Here is a 17,836-nt window from a genome sequence, read left to right as displayed (position 1 = left end):
CGACGAACGGCACATTACGGGATCAAAGAGACACCCCTCCAGGCGGCACCCCGGTACCGATCCGAACCCCGCCCGACCCCTCCACCGTACGCCCCAACTTCTGCCCCCCGCAGCCGCATCCATCCCCTGAAACACAGTCAGGCCCCCGGGCTTGAACACCGGGGGCCTGGCATGGGGTAAAGTAAGCGGGCGTCCGGACACCACTCGGGTGAGGGGGTCTGGATCTTACGCGGGTGTAGTTTAATGGTAGAACATCAGCTTCCCAAGCTGAGAGCGCGAGTTCGATTCTCGTCACCCGCTCCACGAAGAAGGCCCAGGTCAAAGACCTGGGCCGTTTTGCTGTCCGCTGTGATCACTCGCCGCGTGCCAGATTCGTGCCAGAACACTGATCGTCTGGATCGCTGGGGGAGGACATGAGCAAGCAGATCGCCGGATGGATCATGGATCGCAACCTGCGCGCCTTCCTGGAGCTGCTGTCCCGCTACGTCGACTATGCATTCGATGACACCGACTGGGACACCATCGAAAACGGTGTCTGGGACACCGACGACGAGAAGTCCGACGGCTGGTACTCGTATCCGCTCGCCGGCACGAGCGCCACCCTGGAAGTCGGCCTCGCCCGCTCTGTCGGCAGCGAGGTGATGTCCGTCAGCGTCACCGGCATCGAGACGCCTGAGCTCCAGCTCCGAACCGACACTCTGCTGTCCGCATTCGCCAGCATCTGACTACCGTGTTGTCCCCCAGGCGTCCGAAACCTTGTCCTTGGCGAGTCAGCGCTCTTCTGACGTATCTGGCACGGCAGCAGCTTCCCGTGCAGCCTGACGTGCCTTGCGGACAGTCGCGTCGAGTCCCGCAGCGACTTCCTGCTGTCGCTCGTCGTCGGAGTGCTGGTAGATCAACGCCGCCTTCTCCGAGGACTGCCCGGCACGGACCATGGTGTCTTTGAGCGTGGCACCGGACCGCGTGGACAGCGTGTGCCCAGTGTGCCGGAGATCGTAGAACCGGAAGCCCTCCGGCATCCCTACGACCTCCCGCGCCCGCCGCCACTTCCGCCCGAAGGTGCTGCGCCGGAACGGAGCCCCCTTCTCCCCGACGAAGATCAGCCCATCGGGGCCCGGCTCTGCGTAGCTCTCCAGATGCCAACGGAGCTCCCGGCGGAGGAACGCGGGAAGAATCACAGTCCGGGTCCCGGCCTCCGACTTGGTGTCGCCCTGGACGCGCCGCCCATTCATCCGCTCCGGCTCGGCGAGGCGGATCCGGACGCGCAGGTTGTCGACGTCGACGTCCCGGCGGCGGAGGCCGGCCAGTTCCTCCGGCCGCATCGGGCCGTAGGCACCGAGGTACACCATCAGCCGCCACCGCATCCCCACCGCATTGGCGAGGGCATCGACCTGGGCAACAGTGGCGATGCGCCGCTCAGTCGCCTTCTCCTTACCGGCGCCCTTGATCCGGCACGGGTTGCGCTGGATCAGCTCGTCGTCGACGGCCGTCTCCATGATGGCTTTCAGGAGGCGGTACGCCTTTGCCGTCATCGTCTTGGCGTTCGTGGTCCGGAGCCGTTCGGCACGCCACTCGCGTACGCGGGGTGCGGTGATCTCGTCGAGGTCGAGGTCCGCGAAGGCGGTCAGGTGCTTGTCGAGGAGGTAGCGGTAGAGATCCCGGGTCAGCGGAGCCAACTCGCGTTCCTCCACCCACTTGTCGGCGTAGGCCCGGAAACCCACCGCGCCGGCCTCCGGGTCCCTCCACTCGCCCCGGCGGATCTCCGTCTGCTTCTCGGCGAGCCAGTCATCCGCGTCGGCCGTCGTCTCGAAGGTGAAGGGAGCCGGACGCATCACACCGTCCGGGCCCGGGTAACGCGCCTGGTACCGACCGGAAGGCAGCCGTCTGATCGCTCCGAAGCGGCGGCGCCTGCCCCTGCTGTTGGCCATCAGGCAGCCCTCCCGTATCGAGCACGGGGCCGCCTGATCGGCTCGACCGTGTGAGACGAGATGAAGTCGGCAAGGGCGCTCTCCGGGATGCGTACGTGCCGACCGACCTTGACGTAGCGGATGCGTCGCTCCTCGATCAGCCGTCGAGGGAAGCGGACCGTGGTGCCGAGCAGTTCGGCGACTTGGTCGACGGAGAGATAGCGCTCAGCCACGGGTGGGTTCTCCTTCCGTTCCGGGAGCGGGTTCGAGGGTTTCGGCGAGCCAGGTTTCGGCGTCGGTGAGGCCGGTTCCGGCGTAGACCCAGTGCGCGAGGACGAGGGTCGTGCCCGAGGCCGTCCCGTCCGCTTCCAGGGCTTGTGCGCGGCGCCATTCGGTGCGGGCGTCGCGGAGGGCGCCGAGGGTGGTGGAGTAGCGGCGGGACTTGGTGGAGAAGTGGCCGCGGAAGCCAAGCATGTGGGCCCAGGCGCGCAGGCGGAGGTGTTCGAGGTCCTTGCGCGCGCCGAGGGTCCAGGCGGTACGGATGAGGCGTCGTACGTGTTCGGTGATGTCGAGCTGGGCGAGTTCGGCGAGGAACTTCAGCGGGCGGTCGAGGGCACCGGTCGCGGTTTCGGCGCCCTTGGTGGCGTACTTGGCGATGTACGCGGCGACGGCCCGCTCGGTCAGCTCCTGGCCGCCGTCGAAGTCGGCGGAGCGGATGGTGCGTACGTCGAGCTGACGGCCGAAGGCGAAGGTGTGCGCCCGGCCGTCGATCACGGGGCCGTCCACGCGGGCGGCGGTGGCGGCGGCCCGGATGGCGTCGGTCAGCAGTGCGGCGGTGGCCCAGGCCGGGGGCCGGGTGTCGCCGCCTTCCGGGCCGTCGATGCGGATGACGGCGTGGAAGTGGACGGCTCCGCGCTTCTGGTACTCGGCGACCTTGGCGAAGGACACCCGGGCGTACTCGCGGAAGGCCCGTTGCGTAAGCCCGGCGCGCTTGGCGACCTCCCGTCGCAGGTAGATCGAGAAGCGCCGCCACAGCGGACCGGCGTGCGCGTTCCAGAGCACGGCCGCTTCGTAGTCGTAGGTGTCCGGGTCGAGCGGGGTGCCGAGGGCGGGGTCGTCCTGGTCGTGAAGCGCGCCGCAGCGGCAGCGGCGAACGGTCCGTGCCGGGCCGGTGGGGCGGTTGTGGACCGGGCCGAAGCCGGGGGCGGTGAAGGTGGCGAAGACGCGCGGGTGGGTAGCGACGCGTTCGGGGACTCCCTTGCCGCCGCGCAGTCCGGAGGTGATCAGGTGGAAGGTGTCGCGGCGGTACACCTCGGCGCAGGCCGCGCACCGGGTCGTGCGGCGGTTGTTGCAGCGGACCAGGAGGTGACCGGCCGGGAGGCTGGAGGAGTCGAGGTGGTGGAGTCGGTTGCCGATCTCGCCGGTTCGGGTGTCGACGGCGTACTCGGTGCGGTGGCCGTCGAGGCGGATCGGGTGGGTGCAGCCGCCCAGTCCGGAGAGTTGGTGGGCGAGCTGGGGGAGGTTGCCGAGTGAGGCCAGCTTGGAGAGTTCCGCCAGCGGGGGCGGAGTCTGCCGGGTGATGATGGGGGTTCCTTTCGGCTGTTACGACGGTTGGGAGGGACGGCCCCGGGGCGGCGGGATGCTTGGCGGCTTGTTGCCGCCCCGGTGGCCGGTCAGCGCTTGGTCGCGCTGGTGACGAGGGAGCGCAGGACGACGGCGGCGACGGCCACCGAGACGGCCGTGACGGCGACCGCCGCCAGGAGCGCGGTGAGGACGACGCCGACGACGACCACGGCGGCGACCGGGCCGACGTACGGGGCGAGGGTGCGGCCGGCGGAGGGCACCGGGTTGTGGGCGTGGTGACCGTCGAGGGCGGTCGGGGTCGGGACGTCGGGCAGCTTGGGACGGAACACGGCGGATCTCCTTGTCAGTCGTGGGTGCCGTTGATGACGTCGACCCCGGAGCGGGTCCCGGAGTCGATGAGCGGGGCGAGGACGGTCCGGGAGAGCAGGAAGCCGAAGAGCGCGATCACGACGACGATCCAGACGCGGACGCCGAGGAAGCGGACCGCGCCCCAGGCGATGAGGCCCAGGACCAGGACGAGCGGCAGCGAGACGGTCACGGGGCTCCCTCAGCGGACGCGGCAGCGGTGGGTACGGGCGGCGAGTTCGGCGGCGGCGCGGCTGTCGTAGTCGGCGGCGAAGCCGCAGCCCGGGGCCGTGCAGGCGGCGGTGTGCTTCTCGCGGCCCCGGTCGTCGTAGTAGGTGGCGACCTGGACGGGGCCGACGCGGACGACGCGGCGGAAGCGCGGGGTGCGGGGCATCAGGGCAGCTCCTTCGGGTCCTCGTGGTGCTCGCCGGTGAAGTCGGTGACGTGGTCGAGGAGCCAGCGCCGGATCTCTTCGCCCTCGTACTCGTCGGCGGTGAGGATCACGGGTTCGGCGATGAGCATTGCTTCGGTGAGGCGGTTCTGACGGGTCAGCTCGGCGGCGCGGTTGAGCGCGCGGAGCGTGGACGGTCGCACGGTCGGAGGTCCTCCGTAGATCAGGTGAGGTGTGCGGCGATGGCTTCGGCGAGCGGCATCGGGACGCCGAGCCGGGCGCGAAGGGTCGAGGTGTCGATGGCGGCCCCTGTCCGGGCCCGGTGTTCGTCGGCGACCTTCCGGGCCAGGGCGACGAGGGCGGGCGGGACAGGAGCGGTAGGTGAAGGCACCGATTCCGCTCGCTGAGCCGTAGGTTCGGCTTCAGCGGCCGGGCCGGGGGCCGACTCGTCGCTCTCTGCGGTGGCATCTGTCTGCGCCCCGTGGGCGAGGAGAGTGCCGCCGAGGAAGGCAACGGCCGGCCATCCGGCGACGAGGATGCGCAGCCAGTCGGGTACGGCACTCAGATCGAGCAGTCCCGCGGTGGCGACGTTGGCTCCCAGGGATGCCGTCAGCGCGACGAGGAACCAGCACCAGGCGACCGGCTTCGGTCCGCCGGAACGGAGCCGTCGCCAGGCCGCCACCAACAGCAGGTCGACGGAGACCGGATAGGCCCACGCCTTCCACCCCTGCTGTCCCGCGGCCGAGGCCAGGTCGTGCAGGTGGGCGAAGGAGAGCGCGGCGGCGATGACCGCTTGAACCAGCACCGGATCAACCCGGACGCGGCCCATGCGCATCACTCACCGCCCCGGGCCCTGTGGGCAGCCACGCGAGCGGTACGGGCGACGTCGGCCGCTTCCTGGTCACCGGGCATGGCGTCGGCGACGCGCTCCAGCATCCCCGCTTTGCGGTCAGCCAGCTCGGCGGAGTTACCGCCGATGGTGCAGGCGGTCTTGAGGTCGGTGAGGAGGGCCGAGATCTCGTCGAGGGTAGGGCGGTCGGACATCTGCGTTGCCGTCCTTTCGGTCACTTTCAGGCATGGCAGGGGTAGGGACTTGGCGCGGAACGGCCGGGCCGGCCGTTAGAAGAGGTGCGGCTACTCGGTGACCGGCTGAGGAGAAGCCATCGGTCCGGACGTCGCTACGGGCGCCCCCGTCGGGGCGTGCGGACGGAAAGGTGAGAGCGCCGGTACCTCGGGGGCGAAGTCGGCCGCAGCGCGGCAGGTGGCGGCGGCGGCGTGGGTGAGGGAGAGATTCGGGGTGCGGATGCGGGACCAGCCGCCCGAGGTGTCACCGGCGACGGCCAGGCCGGGCCGCTCAGAGGGGATGGAACAGGCGGCCCAGGCGGCTTCCGGGGCGATGTCGCCGAGCGCCATCTTGGCGGAGGCTTCGTCGTTGACGCGGTGGCAGACGCGGCCGGTGAGCTGGGCGCGGAGCATGGTGGCGCCCTTGCCGAGTTCGGCGCCGAAGCGCTGTCCGCAGACCTCCAGGTGGATGCCGGCGGCGCGGCCGAGCTGGGCGAGGCGGATGAGCTGGGTGACCATCTCGTCGCGCCGGTCCTCGTCCTTCCTACTCGCGACGAGGAAGAGTTCCGCCACCTCGTCGATGAACAGCACGATGGGCGGTGGCCGGTCCTCGTCGGGCAGTCCCCAGATGTCCGAGGTGATCAGTTCGTCGGGGGTGCTGGGGGCGATGCCCTGCCGGGCCTTGATCAGGTCGTAGCGGTCCTCCATCTCGGCCACGAGGACGGGCAGTAGGTCAGCGGCCTGCTGCTGGTCGACGGCGAGAGCGGAGAACCGGTCGGCGAAGGGCGACAGTTCGACACCGCGCTTGCAGTCGATGCCGACCAGGACCACGGGCTGAGTCGCCAGTCCGGCGATGAGGTTGCGCAGGTACATGGACTTGCCGGACAGCGTGGCGCCGAGGACGAGTTCATGCGGTAAGGCGCGGTAGTCCCGGACGAACGCGGTCGCGTCCTCCCGCAGCGCCACCGGCACCCGCAGCAGCCCGCCCCGAGCACGCCGGGGCATCCGTACGTCGCGCAGCACGTCGAAACCGACGAGCCGCAGTTCGACGACCCCGGGCTTCACGTCACGTACGTACACGGCGTGGACGCCCCAGGCGTGCCGCAGCCGCTCCGCCGAGGCGGCGATGTCGGCAGGTTCCTGCCCGGGAGCCAGCCGAAGCCGCATCCGCAGGCCGGTCGCGGTGAGCCGGATGAGACCACGGCGGGGCGGGACCGGCCGGATCTCCCGGCGGGTGGTGGCCTTGACCGCCACGGCCCGCCAGCGAGGCGGTTCGACGGTCAGGCCGCAGGCGTCCATGGTCGAGGAGTACGAGGCCAGCAGCCGGACCACCGAGGCCGGGAGCCCGACGGCGGACCAGTAAGCGGCAGGGTGGGCGTGCCGGGCGTAGGCCGCGCCGCCTATCGCGGCGAGCGACCCGCCCACCTCCGCCACCGTCATCCAGTCGGTCATGCCGGTCAGCCCGCCTGCGCCATCGGGAAGGCGCCGGGGGTGACGGCGGTGGCACGGTAGGCGATGCCGTGCCGCTGCTGGCCGTTGAAGACGCTTTCCCACGGACGAGCCACCAGGCCGGGCAGGGAGACGGGCGCACCGACGGTCAGACCGTCCGTGACTCCGCTCTCCGGGATGGTGACCTGGATCAGCGACGATTCGCCCTCGTCGATGTAGACGACGCCGACCGTCATCAGGGCCTCACCGCTCACGGCGTCCTTGGCGATCTCCCCGGTCTTCCGGTCGCGCACCTTCGGCGCCGGCGCTTCGGTGAGGAGGACGGTGGCGGATGAGGCGTCGATACGGATCACACGCACAGATGTCTCCTTGAGCTTCTTGAGAGTCGCAACCTGTCACCTGACAAGTTGACTTAGCAAGTTCGAAGCTAGGGATGCCAGGTTGACTTGTCAAGTGGCATTCGAGGTGAACGGGCCCGCTTCCGGGGTCAGTTCAGACGGTAGGTGTCTTCCAGTTCCTGCCGGTCGGCAGGCAGGAGCACGTCAGAGACTTGCAGTGCCTGCCCGGAGGCGTCACAGGCGATGACGAGGACACTCAGGACCGGTACGCCGTCCGGCAGGTCCAGCAGCTCACGTTCGGTCGCGTCAGGCAGGCGAGCGGAGACGCGCTCCGTCACGTGGTCGAAGCGGACCTTCTTGCGCGTCTCCAGGTGCGTGCGCGTACCGGACTCCAGCACCTCGGCACTCGCCAGATCGGTGCCGTCGACCAGGCCGGCAGGGAAGTAGGAGGAGACCAGTTCGACGGCCTCCCCGTCCTCCTCGACCAGGAAGCGGCGCATGAGAGCCTTGGCACGCTTCGGCAGCCCGAGGACCGAGGCCACTCGGGCCGGTACCGATACTTCGGCGACCTGTACGAGCCGCCCGGCCGTCTGCGACTCATCACGCGTGAGCACGTCACGGCCGCGCCGTTCTCTCTCCTCGGCGCCCGCAGGGCGACCGCGCACGATGGTGCCGTACCCCTGCCGGGACTCCAGCCAGCCGTCACGCTTCAGGAGCTCCAGGGCCCGCACGACCGTGGGCCGGGACATTCCGAACGCCTGGACAAGTTGGTTCTCGCTGGGGACGCGGGTACCGGGCGGGTACGTTCCGTCCTCGATGCGACCTTGCAGGGTCTGCGCGAGGCGCACGTACTTGGGGGCCTCCACCTCATATCCCATGAACGCCGCCCGTCGCGATTGGCTAAGTCAACTGGTCAACCAGACTAGCGTTGCGCATCCACAGATGCACCAGGGTGGGGTTGCCGCTCATGCGGGCCAGGCATCAGCCATCACGAAGGAGACCACCGTCCCACCGAAGCGACTGGGTCCGGAGTGCCACGACTCGGCCATGGCGTCGACCAGCAGCAGCCCGCGCCCATGCGCGTCATTCGCGTCCGACCGGCGCATACGCACGTTCGCCGGAAAGCCGGGGTTGTGCACCTCTACGCGGAGCGAGGTTTCCTCCCGGAACCACTCCACGCGTACACGCCACTCCTCGTCCGCCCGTCCATACAGGATGGCGTTGGTGACCAGCTCGGAAATCATCAGCGCACAGTCGTCGACCGAGCAGGCCGGGTTGTACGGGGCGATGAACTTCCGGAACCAGCGTCGAGCCCGAGGGACGGACTCCGGAACCGGATGCAGGGTCATTGCCCCGAGCCACGGTGATTCCTCGCTGGGGAAGCGGTTGAACCGGTAGGTCATCCGCGCTCACTCCTTGCCACTGCCGTCGCAGTCGAGGCAGCGCCGCGTTGCCCTTGCCGTGAACCTTTTCGACCAGGCTTTCCGCCTGGAGCACGGCGAGGGCGTTTCGTAGCGTCGGCGTGCTCACCATGTACTGCGCGGCCAAATGCGCCTCAGAAGGGAGGCGGTCACCGGGCTTGAGCCGGCCGGTGGCGATCCGTTCCCGGAGGTCATCGGCGATAGCGTCGCGTCGCGAGGGCACGGGTGGTTTCACCGCCTCTCGCTCGCACGAGCCGCAGGGCAATGAGCCGGGTCCCCGTGTGGATGGACAGCAACTCGCCCGAGTCGAACACGAGTCGTTTCGCTCCGCCGCGCAGTTGGAAGAGGTCGGTCACCCGGCACTGCTGGCCTCCGATCTCGATGACGTCACCGCGCTGCACGCTGGAAGTGATCTCGACAGGGGAGAGCACCGCGCCGCCGAGTTCCGTTCCCCTCATCGTGCCGCCTCCGTTGGTGCCGGGCACTTGGCGATGGTGTGGCACGAGCAGGCACAGGCCTCATAGATCACCGGCACATCGACCGGAGCGGTGACCGGGGACGACTCCGCACAGGCGTGGTGCGTGCCGATGCGGCAGAAGGTCGACCGGTAGGAGTCTGGCCCGGGTTGGGTGGTGGAGGGCTGTTGGCGGGAGGACATCAGCGGCCCCCTACGAGCGCCGACCATGCCTCAGCCGACAGACGCGGCACCACGATGACCGAGCGGTGCCGTGCGCGTCGTTCCCAGGCCAGTACGTACGGGCGGACGAGCGCGACGTCTTCACCCACGAGCAGACCCGCACGGTTCGGGTACCGCTCCCGGTCGGCCGCGGAACGGCCTGTGGGTTCAGGACGCGCGAAGACGGTCATCGGACGGGGATACGTCGAAGGGCGGCGGTGCCTGCCCTTGGGGAAGTGCCGCTCTCTGGCGAGCAGGACGGCACGACGGATACCGTTGAACATGCTGATCAGCTCCTCAGGGCTGATGGCCGTGCCCCCGGGCGGCGGGTACCGCTGCGGGGGTTTTGTCGTTGACTCCGGCCCAGACACTGAGACCGTCCTCGCTGCTGTCGACGAGTCCGAACGCGTCGGCCATCGCGAGTGCTGCGAGGAGCTCTTGCCACTGCTCAGGAGATAGGGCGTGAGGTACGTGCGCCTCCACACGACCGCAACCCTTGCCACGCGTCACGGTGGACACGATGCCCAGGACTGCGAGACGTGCGGTCATCCTGTCGACGCGACCATCAGGGGGTAACACCAGACGCTCTTTCGGCTGCACCTTCCCCCCTCAAGATCTAGTTAGCTAAGAGCGAGCTAGTTATCTAGATTAGAGGTAGTGGTCTAGATTTTCCATATGTCTGAGCAGCCGCCGTACCTTCACATCGTTGACGTGCTACGACAGCGCATCGCCGATCAGGAGTGGGTAGCGGGAGACCGGTTGCCGTCCCGCGCGCAACTGGCACAAGAGTGCGGAGTGGGCGAAGCCGTCGTTCGTCGCGCGCAGGAGATGCTGATCTCTCAGGGTGTCCTGGAGGGCCGCGCAGGCTCGGGAACCTACGTCGCGGAGCCGCAAGAGCGGGTGCGCATGGTCCGCTCGCGGCAGCACGAGCACACCGACGGCTCGCTGTTCCGCGCCGAGATGGCCGCGCTCGGCAAGAAGGGCACGTGGGAGAGCCGCAGCGAAGCGATGGTGTCGGCGCCGGCGGACATCGCGGCGCGTCTCGACATCCCCGAGGCGGACTACTGCGTGCGCACGTCGTACGAGTACCTGGCAGACGGCAAACCCGTTCTGCTGTCGACGAGTTGGGAGCCGTACAGCATCACGTCCGGGACACTCGCGGTTCTGCCGGAGGGCGGACCGTTCGCGGGGATGGGCGTGGTGCGACGCATGGCCGAGATCGGCATCACGGTCAGCCGGGCGACGGAACAGCCCGAGCCCCGGCAGGCGACCGCCGAGGAGGCGTCACTCCTGGGCGTCCAGAAGGGCGCTTTCGTCACGCACATCCGGCGGACGGGACGTACTACAGCGACGACGGCCGCCCCGTGGAAACGGCGGACATCGTGGTTCCTGCCGCCCGCTGCGAGATCGTCTACGAGATTCCGATCTCTCGATAGCCGTCCGCGCGTTCCCCGCACCACAAGCGCACCAGACCGAGCGGGAAACAGCGGGGAACCACGGTGAAAGCCACCGAGGCCGACGAGGCGGCCCCCAGGCCGTTCATGCAGTTCAGCAGCCAAATCAGCCGCAAATGACCGCAGCTTCCCAAGCTGAGGGCTTCGCTGGGCGATCAGCTATGTTCGTTTTCACGGGTCCGGCCGGCGCGGCTAGCTCTGGTCGACGGCGCCGGCAGCGTGGCTGGGGCCGGTGGGGGTACAGCGAGGCACACGCGTGGCTGGCCGGTCGGCATGCCCGCCGTCGTGGCTGGCTGTCGTCAGCTGAGGTTCAGGCCAGCCGCACCCAAGGTGTCCGTCGTCGGTCAACCGGTCGTCCGCGATGATTAACGCTGGGCCGTCTCTGGGCCGTCCGAGGTTCGCCGAGGCCACTCGACGGCGACCGTCAGTGACAGACCTCCCGCAGTCACCAGTAGCGAAACCCCAGGTCAGGGCCTCCCACCCGATCGGGTTTCCCCCGGGGATAGCTGTCCGGCAAGATGGGATGTTTCTCTACACGTCCGTCCCAATCGCCTGCGACACCCCGAGTCTCAGCAGCAGGCTCGGTAGGCCCATCGAGTGATTGTGAGCATTCGGCCGGCAGGGTACGTTCGCACGGACCGGTACGACACACAGGGGGCGGGATGTCTGCATATGGTCGCGAGGACAGCGAGTGGGACTGCCTGGTGGATTCAGGGCGCGAGTTCCTCGTTGAGCGGGCGAAGTTGGGCAAGCTCACTTCGTACACCGAGCTCAACGTCACTTTGGCCAGGCGAACTGGTTGTCGGCTCTTCGACTTTGAGCGTGCCGACGAGCGAGCAGCTATGGGACATCTGCTCGGTCTGATCGTGGAACGAGACCAGCAGATCGCACCCTCTGATCCCCCGCTGATGCTGTCGGCTCTCGTCAACTACCTGACCGCCAACGATGCTGGCCCCGGCTTCTACCAACTCGCAAAGGAGCTTCAACTCCTGCCCATGAGTGCGTCGAAGGATGAGAAGGACAGGTTCTGGATCAAGCAGGTACGACGGCTTTACGAACGCCACGGGGCAAGGCCGGACCTGGCCTGAGCGGCATCCGTGAGTGTCTAACTGCGTGACAACGCCCCCGGACACCGGCGAACAACCGCGAACGTCTGCGGACCAACAGCACAGGTGAGAGCCAGATCAGCTCAAGGCGGCACCCCACTCAAGTTGCTTCGGGACGACGAGGTCGTGGGTTCAGACCCCGCCACCTCGACGCGGTTGTCAGGTGGAACAGGCGGCGACCTGCTCCACGACGGAGAAGCGCCGCTCGCACTCCGGGCAGGTCGCCTCACCGAAGGCGTAAGTCAGGGCGCGTGCGACTTCCTCGTGGCCGTCGGACAGGGCAAGGTCGTAGAGGCGTCGGCCGAGGCCTTCCAGTGCGCGAGGGTCGGCCGGATGGAGAGGGAAGGTCTCGACGTCGTCGGAGAGGGCGTAGTCCTCCGCCGCGCAGAAGTAGCCCCGCTCTCCGAGGATCACCCACAGCGACGCGCACCCTTCCGGATCGGGGCACTCGAGCTCGTATTCCTCGCTGACGACGCCCCGGACCAAGCTTTCCGCCCAGTGGATGTCGCCCTCCAGGTTCAGGATGGCCTCCACCAGATGGCAGTAGTCGTTCCGGTCGGCGGTGACCTGCCGCCACCGGTTTGCGGCGCCCAGTAGGCGTGCGGCTTCCGGCGCGTACTGGTGCCGCAGGTTTCGGGTCTCGTGCCGCTGGTCGGCCTGGACGAGAAGGGCGCCGGCCAGGTGGAGGGCCGAAGCTGCCGTGCCGGCTTTGTCGGCCTCCGCCAGGTCGGCCAGCGTGTGGAACAGCAGCGGATGGGCGACATCCAGGGAGCCGTTGTGGTAGAGCTCCGTCCAGAGGTCGCTCCAGGCCTGACCGTCCCGGTCCGTGGCGGCCTGTTCCAGCAGGGCCTTCAGGCGGTCGGTATCGGCACCGTCTGCGCGGGGAACGGAAGAACTCGTCGTCATCTCTGGCATCCAAGCAGACCGGCCAGCCGTACTGACCCGTGAGGTCGGGGACGCGGCTGGCGGGTGGTTGCCCTTTCAGCGCGGTGTGTCCGCGGTGGTGATTGTAGGTAGGTGTGCGGCCGGCCGGGGAAGGTGTCGCGCCGTTCCCGCTCCGAGCGGTAGGCCTCGTTCCACCAGCCGCTTCAGCCGTGCCCCGGCTCCCTCGACGTGGGGGGCGGACGCAGTGTCCCAGCCGAGCACCACCGCCGCCCGCCGAGCACCACCGCCGCCCGCAGGGCGCCGAGCCGGTCGTCTCCCGCCTCGACCGCGGCGGTCATCAACGCCTGGCAGTCCGGCGACAACTCCTCCGCTTCGATCGCGTGCCGCCGGTGAGGCACCGCCCGGCGTGGTCCGACCGGCCCGGTAGCCACGCCTGACGACGGTTCGTCGCCGGTCATCCCCGGAGGTAGGTGAGGACGGCGAGGACGCGGCGGTGTCCGCGGCCGTCGAGGTGGAGCTCGAGTTTCTGGAGGATGTTGCTGACGTGCTTGTTGACCGCCGCCTCAGTGACGTACAGCTCGCGGGCGATGGCGGTGTTGGTGCGTCCCTCGGCCATCAGGGCGAGGACCTCGCGTTCTCGGGGGGTGAGGCGTTGCAAGGGATCCCGGCGGCGGTTGAGGAGTTGGCGGACCACCTCGGGGTCCACGACCGTCGCGCCCGCGGCGACCTGGGCGACCGCGTCGACGAACTCGCCGACAGCGCTGACGCGGTCCTTGAGGAGGTAGCCGACCCCGGTGTCGCTGCCCAGGTCGAGCAGATGGGCGGCGTAGGACTGCTCGATGTACTGGCTGAGCACCAGGACCGGCAGGCTGGGGTGCTCTCGACGCAGGGTGACGGCGGCGCGCAGGCCGTCGTCGGCGTTGTCCGGCGGCATCCGGACGTCGGTGACGACGATGTCGGGACGGTGTTCCCGGACGGCGGTGATCAGGGCGTCCGCGTCGCCGACGGCGGCGAGCACCTGGTGGCCGAAGCGGGTGAGCACGCCGACCAGGCCGTCCCGCATCAGCGGGGAGTCCTCGGCGAGTACGACGGTCAGCGGCACGGCAGCTCCACGTGCATCAGGGTGGGCCCGCCCCGCGGGCTGGAGATACGGAGTCTGCCGTCCGCCACGGCGACGCGGTCGGCCAGGCCGGCGAGCCCGGTACCCGCCTCCGGCGCGGCGCCGCCGATGCCGTCGTCGCTGATCGACAGGGCCAGAACGTCGGTGTGCAGGCGGGCTTGCACCTCGACTCGGGTCGCCTCGCTGTGCTTGACGGCGTTGGTCAGAGCCTCGGCGATCACGAAGTACGCCGCGGTCTCCACGGCGGGTGGCAGACGGCGAGGCAGGCGGATGTCGACCGTGACGGGCAATGCGGAACGCCCCGCCAGGTTCTCGACCGCGGCGGTCAGACCGTGGTCGGTGAGGGCCTTGGGATGGACGCCGCGGCTGAGCTCACGCAGCTCGTCGACAGCGAGCGCGACCTGTTCCTGTGCCTTGGCGAGGTGCCCGGCCAGGGGTGAGTCCGGCTCGGTGTCGAAGGCGGCCAGGCCGAGCATCACGTTCAGGGAGACCAGCCGCTGCTGCGCCCCGTCGTGAAGGTCCCGCTCGATCCGGCGCCGCTCCGCGTCGAAGGCGTCGACCAGCCGCACCCTGGAGGCCCGTACGTCGGTGAGTTCACGGCCCAGTTCGCTGTCGCGCGGCGCCAGCATGAGACGGGTGACGGCCGCCCTGGCGCCGGCCCAGGCGGTGATGGTGTACGGCGCGGCGGCGAGCAGGCAGAGGCCGACGATCACCAGCGGCCAGGCCCCGGGGTCATCGAGGGGTGAGGTGATCACCAGCGCGGGGACGACGAGGGCGAAGCACAGGACGAGGCAGTCCATCCACCACAGAGCGGTCGCCGACACCGCGGTGAAGCCCAGCTCGCGCCAGGTCGCGGGCTCGCGCAGCCGGGTTCGTACCCATCCGAGGAGGCCCGCGCGTTCGGGGGCCCGATGCGGGTCACGCACCGGGTCGAGGTCCACCAGGCGCAGGCGCCACCGCTCGAAACGGGTGACGGCCACACCGGACAGTGCCACGCCGAGCAGGATCGGCACCCCCACCAGCACCACGAGCGAGACGGCTCCCGCGACGAGCGCGACCACGAGGACGACGCAGGCGGCGGCGCCGAAGACGACACCGGACAGCAGGTAGGCGAAGGACCGCCAGGGCCAACTGGAGCCGAGCACCTTCAGCGGGTTCTGGCCGAGCGCCTGCCAGGCGGTCCGATGTCGCATCACTCGAACCTAGCGAGCCGGAAGCCTTGGGACAGTAGTGCGTGCACTACCTCTGAACTCGCGTGTGCGCCAGTGCGCCGGTGGGGGTGAAACCGGTGCACTGGGCTCCATGAAGCTGATCACCGTCCCTGCGGGCACGCGTCGCAAGCTCGCGACCGTACTGGCCACGCTCGGTATCGCGGTCGCGGGCACCGCCGTACCGGCCTCCTCGGCCCCGCGGTCCGCCGCCGTCCTGGAGCCGGCCTCGATCGACCGTTTCGTCCGCGACTACCTGGAGCAGACCCGTCTGCCGGGGGCGGTGGTCGCCGTGACCGAGGGCGACCGGGTCGTCCACACCGCGGGGTACGGGCACACCGCCTCCGGGCAGGCCATGACGGAACGGACGCGCCTGCCCGTGGCGTCCCTGTCGAAGTCCATGACCGCACTCGCCGTCATGCAGCTGGTCGAGGCGGGCGAGGTCGGCCTCGACCAGCCGGTGCACCACTATCTGCCCGAGTTCACCATGGCCGACCGGCGATACCGGGAGATCACCGTCCGGCAGCTCCTGACCCAGACCTCCGGCATGGCCGACTCCGCCTACCCGGATCTGACCCGAGCCCAACCGCACACCCTCGCGGAGGCCGTCGCCGCGATGCGCGACGCGCCCCTCGCCGCCGCGCCGGGGACCCGGCACCGCTACCACAACCCCAACTACTTCGTCGCGGCACGCCTGGTCGAGGTGGTCAGCGGACGCTCCTTCGCTGACCACCTGTCCGCCGAGCTCTTCGAGCCGCTGCGCATGACGCACACCGCCTCCGTCGACACGACCGCCGAGATGCCCGACCGGGCCCGGGGTCATGTCCGCGCCTACGGCACAACGTTCTCCCGTGCTCACCCCCGCTGGTTCACCGCCGGCGGCCACGGTGTCGTCACCACCGCGGCCGACCTCTCCCAGTGGCTCGTCGTCCAGAACAACCAGGGCGTGTCCGCCGAGGGCCGCCGTATCGCCACCGCACGCACCATCGAGCTCACGCACACTCCGCCGAGGCCCCCGAAGGACACGGACTACGCGATGGGCTGGGCGCGGTACCGGCAGGATGACGGTACCGAGGAGATCCGGCACAACGGCCAACTCCTCACCCACAACGCCATGGCCACACTGCTGCCCGAGATCGGCGTCGGCATCGCGGTCGTCACCAACACCGGCCTGATCGCCGGGGACGACGCCGCCCAGATCTCGCTGGGCCTCGTCGACCTCGCGCGGGGCAGGAGTCCCGAGGTGGCGAAACCCTTCTCGATGACGGCCGACTGGTTCCTCTTGGCGCTGACCCTGCTGGCGGCGGGCCTGGGTGTCCGCGGTGTCCTGCGCGCGCCCCGATGGGCGCGGAACACCGCACGGCGGGCGTGGGGGCGAACGGCTCTGCGTCTGCTGCCCCAGACGCTCCCGATTCTCCTCGTCACTCAACTCGCCGCGTTGGTCGGTCTGCTGATGAACCGCTCGGGAACCCTGGCACAGACCGCCTACGCCTGGCCGGCCCTCGTCGTGTGCGCGGCAGCCGGGGGCCTCGCCTCCGGCGCGGTCCTCACCGCCCGGACCATCGCCCTGTTCCGCTGCCGCCGACGCGCGGGGCACACGGCCGAAGGCGACGAAGACGGCACACCGCCCGGCGCAGGGGACGGTCATCGGGCTGCCCGCCCGGTCCGACGTCCGACCTCCACCACGAGGCCACTGCCGACGGACAGCTGACAGCCGCCGACAGGAGGTCCACACAGTCCTGCGGGAATGGGGACGGGCGGGCCGCCGCCCACGCCGTGGCACGCGGCACGGGTCCCACCTCAGGCAGCACGCGTGCCAACCGATCGCACAGGCGCCATCGCCGTCGTACGCCTTGCCGGGGAGCGTCTATGGCACCCCTCCACGGAGCTGTCGGCCTCGTGGCCGCCGCCACGGCCGGGCCGGAGGGCTACTCGGCAGGCAGGGCCTCTCGCATCGCCTTTGCGGTGGCAGCCGGGTCGTAGCCCTCCGGGACGCCTTCGACCAGGATGATGTCGCCCTCGACGTGCCGCGAGCGCAGCGGTGCGATCTCCTGGTAGGCGGGTGAGTCCCACCAAGCCCGCGCCTCGGTGATCCCGGGGAAGCCGATCATCACGACATGCCCGGGCCAGCTGCCCTCCTTCACCTCGTGCTGCGTGGCGTGCACGAGGAAGCGCCCGCCGTACGGCTCGAAGGTGGCGGTGATGCGCTCGATGTACTCGACGGTCTCCGGGTGCGGAGCGGCCTCGTGCAGGTGAGCTATGGCGTAGGCGGGCATGCTGTCCTTCCGGTCGGTCGAGCTCCGTACGCCGGGAGCATGGCATGCCGACACACCGGGGTCGATGACCTGACAGGTAAGCGGACCCCGCCCGCACCCCGGACTGGCGGCGCGCAGGCCCGCCGCGTGCCCGATCGGACGGCACAGGGCGGGGGAACATGTCGCCCACTGGAGCGGGAGGTCGTCGGGGAGTACCCGGAACGCCTTGTGGTGGCCCGAGGGGCGTACGGCCCGGACATCGCGGCGGTCGAGGGTGAGGATCGCGTCCGTGTCGCGGTTCTACGGCGAGTACCTGGGCATGGAGCGGGCCAGGGTGTCCCTCACGGGCGGGGACAGTCCCGGCCTCACCGTCGAGGGCAGGACGGAACTCTCCTACCAGCCGCTCACCGGCCCTGACGGCAGCTCGACGAAGATCAAGAACGCCATGTTCGGGTTCGCGCCCGCATTCGAAGTCGGTACGACCACTGGTCGGTCCGACGCCTTCGGGCTGAGCTACGAGCCGTCGTACGGCGAGACCGCCGACTACGTCTTCAGCAGCGTGGAGACCGAAGGGGCCGGTCACGGGCGGCTCTGAGCGAGCGCGCATGAGTGCCGGCGAGGCACCGCGACGCGTG

General features: G+C 69.6%; 24 protein-coding genes, 1 tRNA gene and 2 pseudogenes. 6 read left to right on the top strand and 21 right to left on the bottom strand.

Annotated features, from left to right (window positions below):
- Window positions 1–229: 229 nt before the first annotated feature.
- Window positions 230–303: transfer RNA gene (locus tag IE178_RS13365), tRNA-Gly, on the top strand.
- Window positions 304–413: 110 nt separating this feature from the next.
- Entirely contained in the window at window positions 414–725 is a 312-nt protein-coding gene (locus IE178_RS13360) for a hypothetical protein (RefSeq protein ID WP_193512410.1), read from the top strand.
- A gap of 45 nt (window positions 726–770) precedes the next feature.
- Here the strand turns inward: IE178_RS13360 and IE178_RS13355 are convergent, their stop codons facing one another.
- From IE178_RS13355 to IE178_RS13280, 16 genes and pseudogenes are all read right to left on the bottom strand, one after another.
- A complete protein-coding gene (locus IE178_RS13355; RefSeq protein ID WP_193512409.1) occupies window positions 771–1,928 on the bottom strand; it encodes a tyrosine-type recombinase/integrase in 1,158 nt (385 codons plus the stop codon).
- Entirely contained in the window at window positions 1,928–2,140 is a 213-nt protein-coding gene (locus tag IE178_RS13350; protein WP_193512408.1) for an excisionase family DNA-binding protein, read from the bottom strand. Before IE178_RS13350 ends, IE178_RS13355 begins: the two co-directional genes overlap by 1 nt.
- Window positions 2,133–3,446, bottom strand: a complete 1,314-nt coding sequence (locus IE178_RS13345) for a replication initiator (RefSeq protein ID WP_193512493.1) — start codon at window positions 3,444–3,446, stop codon at window positions 2,133–2,135. The genes IE178_RS13350 and IE178_RS13345 overlap by 8 nt, the downstream gene beginning before the upstream one ends.
- 134 nt (window positions 3,447–3,580) lie before the next feature.
- Window positions 3,581–3,820 carry a SpdD protein gene (locus IE178_RS13340; RefSeq protein WP_193512407.1) on the bottom strand — a complete coding sequence of 80 codons (240 nt, stop codon included), beginning with the start codon at window positions 3,818–3,820 and terminating at the stop codon, window positions 3,581–3,583.
- A gap of 14 nt (window positions 3,821–3,834) precedes the next feature.
- A complete protein-coding gene (locus IE178_RS13335; protein ID WP_193512406.1) occupies window positions 3,835–4,029 on the bottom strand; it encodes a hypothetical protein in 195 nt (64 codons plus the stop codon).
- 9 nt (window positions 4,030–4,038) lie between these two features.
- The gene (locus tag IE178_RS13330; RefSeq protein WP_193512405.1) at window positions 4,039–4,230 is read right to left on the bottom strand and encodes a mobile element transfer protein; all 192 of its coding nucleotides are present in this window, start codon (window positions 4,228–4,230) and stop codon (window positions 4,039–4,041) included.
- On the bottom strand, window positions 4,230–4,430 hold the full coding sequence (locus tag IE178_RS13325; protein ID WP_053216615.1) for a hypothetical protein: 201 nt from the start codon (window positions 4,428–4,430) through the stop codon (window positions 4,230–4,232). The genes IE178_RS13330 and IE178_RS13325 overlap by 1 nt, the downstream gene beginning before the upstream one ends.
- Before the next feature lie 20 nt (window positions 4,431–4,450).
- A complete protein-coding gene (locus IE178_RS13320; RefSeq protein WP_193512404.1) occupies window positions 4,451–5,062 on the bottom strand; it encodes a DUF2637 domain-containing protein in 612 nt (203 codons plus the stop codon).
- Window positions 5,062–5,271 (bottom strand): hypothetical protein, encoded by a 210-nt coding sequence (locus IE178_RS13315; RefSeq protein ID WP_193512403.1) that lies wholly within the window; start codon window positions 5,269–5,271, stop codon window positions 5,062–5,064. The genes IE178_RS13320 and IE178_RS13315 overlap by 1 nt, the downstream gene beginning before the upstream one ends.
- A 90-nt stretch (window positions 5,272–5,361) precedes the next feature.
- Window positions 5,362–6,741 carry an FtsK/SpoIIIE domain-containing protein gene (locus tag IE178_RS13310; RefSeq protein WP_193512402.1) on the bottom strand — a complete coding sequence of 460 codons (1,380 nt, stop codon included), beginning with the start codon at window positions 6,739–6,741 and terminating at the stop codon, window positions 5,362–5,364.
- Between the two features lie 5 nt (window positions 6,742–6,746).
- Entirely contained in the window at window positions 6,747–7,097 is a 351-nt protein-coding gene (locus IE178_RS13305; RefSeq protein ID WP_142194138.1) for an SCO3933 family regulatory protein, read from the bottom strand.
- Window positions 7,098–7,225: 128 nt separating this feature from the next.
- Window positions 7,226–7,954 (bottom strand): GntR family transcriptional regulator, encoded by a 729-nt coding sequence (locus IE178_RS13300; RefSeq protein ID WP_193512401.1) that lies wholly within the window; start codon window positions 7,952–7,954, stop codon window positions 7,226–7,228.
- 87 nt (window positions 7,955–8,041) lie between these two features.
- Window positions 8,042–8,479, bottom strand: coding sequence for an ATP-binding protein (locus tag IE178_RS13295; protein ID WP_193512400.1), 438 nt, complete (start codon window positions 8,477–8,479; stop codon window positions 8,042–8,044).
- A gap of 46 nt (window positions 8,480–8,525) precedes the next feature.
- Window positions 8,526–8,732 (bottom strand): annotated as a pseudogene (locus IE178_RS13290) (winged helix-turn-helix domain-containing protein); the annotation flags it as partial.
- A complete protein-coding gene (locus IE178_RS13285) occupies window positions 8,689–8,982 on the bottom strand; it encodes a hypothetical protein (protein ID WP_318280018.1) in 294 nt (97 codons plus the stop codon). The pseudogene IE178_RS13290 and the gene IE178_RS13285, both read right to left, overlap by 44 nt.
- Window positions 8,983–9,154: 172 nt before the next feature.
- Window positions 9,155–9,457, bottom strand: a complete 303-nt coding sequence (locus IE178_RS13280; RefSeq protein WP_193512399.1) for a hypothetical protein — start codon at window positions 9,455–9,457, stop codon at window positions 9,155–9,157.
- A gap of 391 nt (window positions 9,458–9,848) precedes the next feature.
- Between IE178_RS13280 and IE178_RS13275 the strand changes: the two are divergent.
- Both IE178_RS13275 and IE178_RS13270 read left to right on the top strand, forming a co-directional pair.
- A pseudogene (locus IE178_RS13275) lies at window positions 9,849–10,609 on the top strand (GntR family transcriptional regulator).
- 680 nt (window positions 10,610–11,289) lie between these two features.
- Window positions 11,290–11,715: a hypothetical protein gene (locus IE178_RS13270; protein WP_193512398.1), complete on the top strand. Its 426-nt coding sequence runs from the start codon at window positions 11,290–11,292 to the stop codon at window positions 11,713–11,715.
- Between the two features lie 177 nt (window positions 11,716–11,892).
- On the opposite strand, the gene IE178_RS13265 is transcribed toward IE178_RS13270, so the two are convergent.
- From IE178_RS13265 to IE178_RS13250, 4 genes are all read right to left on the bottom strand, one after another.
- Window positions 11,893–12,639, bottom strand: coding sequence for a hypothetical protein (locus IE178_RS13265; protein WP_193512397.1), 747 nt, complete (start codon window positions 12,637–12,639; stop codon window positions 11,893–11,895).
- Between the two features lie 182 nt (window positions 12,640–12,821).
- On the bottom strand, window positions 12,822–13,049 hold the full coding sequence (locus IE178_RS13260) for a hypothetical protein (protein WP_438874370.1): 228 nt from the start codon (window positions 13,047–13,049) through the stop codon (window positions 12,822–12,824).
- Window positions 13,050–13,072: 23 nt separating this feature from the next.
- On the bottom strand, window positions 13,073–13,720 hold the full coding sequence (locus tag IE178_RS13255) for a response regulator (protein ID WP_193512396.1): 648 nt from the start codon (window positions 13,718–13,720) through the stop codon (window positions 13,073–13,075).
- Entirely contained in the window at window positions 13,711–14,931 is a 1,221-nt protein-coding gene (locus IE178_RS13250) for a sensor histidine kinase (RefSeq protein WP_193512395.1), read from the bottom strand. The genes IE178_RS13255 and IE178_RS13250 overlap by 10 nt, the downstream gene beginning before the upstream one ends.
- A 109-nt stretch (window positions 14,932–15,040) precedes the next feature.
- Between IE178_RS13250 and IE178_RS13245 the strand changes: the two genes are divergently transcribed.
- Complete coding sequence (locus IE178_RS13245; protein ID WP_193512394.1) at window positions 15,041–16,657, top strand: serine hydrolase domain-containing protein; 1,617 nt, start codon at window positions 15,041–15,043, stop codon at window positions 16,655–16,657.
- Window positions 16,658–16,874: 217 nt separating this feature from the next.
- Here the strand turns inward: IE178_RS13245 and IE178_RS13240 are convergent, their stop codons facing one another.
- Entirely contained in the window at window positions 16,875–17,222 is a 348-nt protein-coding gene (locus IE178_RS13240; protein ID WP_193512393.1) for a DUF1330 domain-containing protein, read from the bottom strand.
- A gap of 268 nt (window positions 17,223–17,490) precedes the next feature.
- Here IE178_RS13240 and IE178_RS13235 point away from each other — a divergent pair, with 268 nt between their 5' ends.
- Complete coding sequence (locus tag IE178_RS13235) at window positions 17,491–17,796, top strand: hypothetical protein (RefSeq protein WP_193512392.1); 306 nt, start codon at window positions 17,491–17,493, stop codon at window positions 17,794–17,796.
- Window positions 17,797–17,836: the final 40 nt, after the last annotated feature.

The organism is Streptomyces griseoloalbus (assembly GCA_014650015.1).
GTDB classification, from domain to species: Bacteria; Actinomycetota; Actinomycetes; order Streptomycetales; family Streptomycetaceae; genus Streptomyces; species Streptomyces griseoloalbus.
The sequence above is the reverse complement of the archived record's forward strand: the minus strand, read 5'-3'. Positions and strand labels throughout refer to the sequence as shown.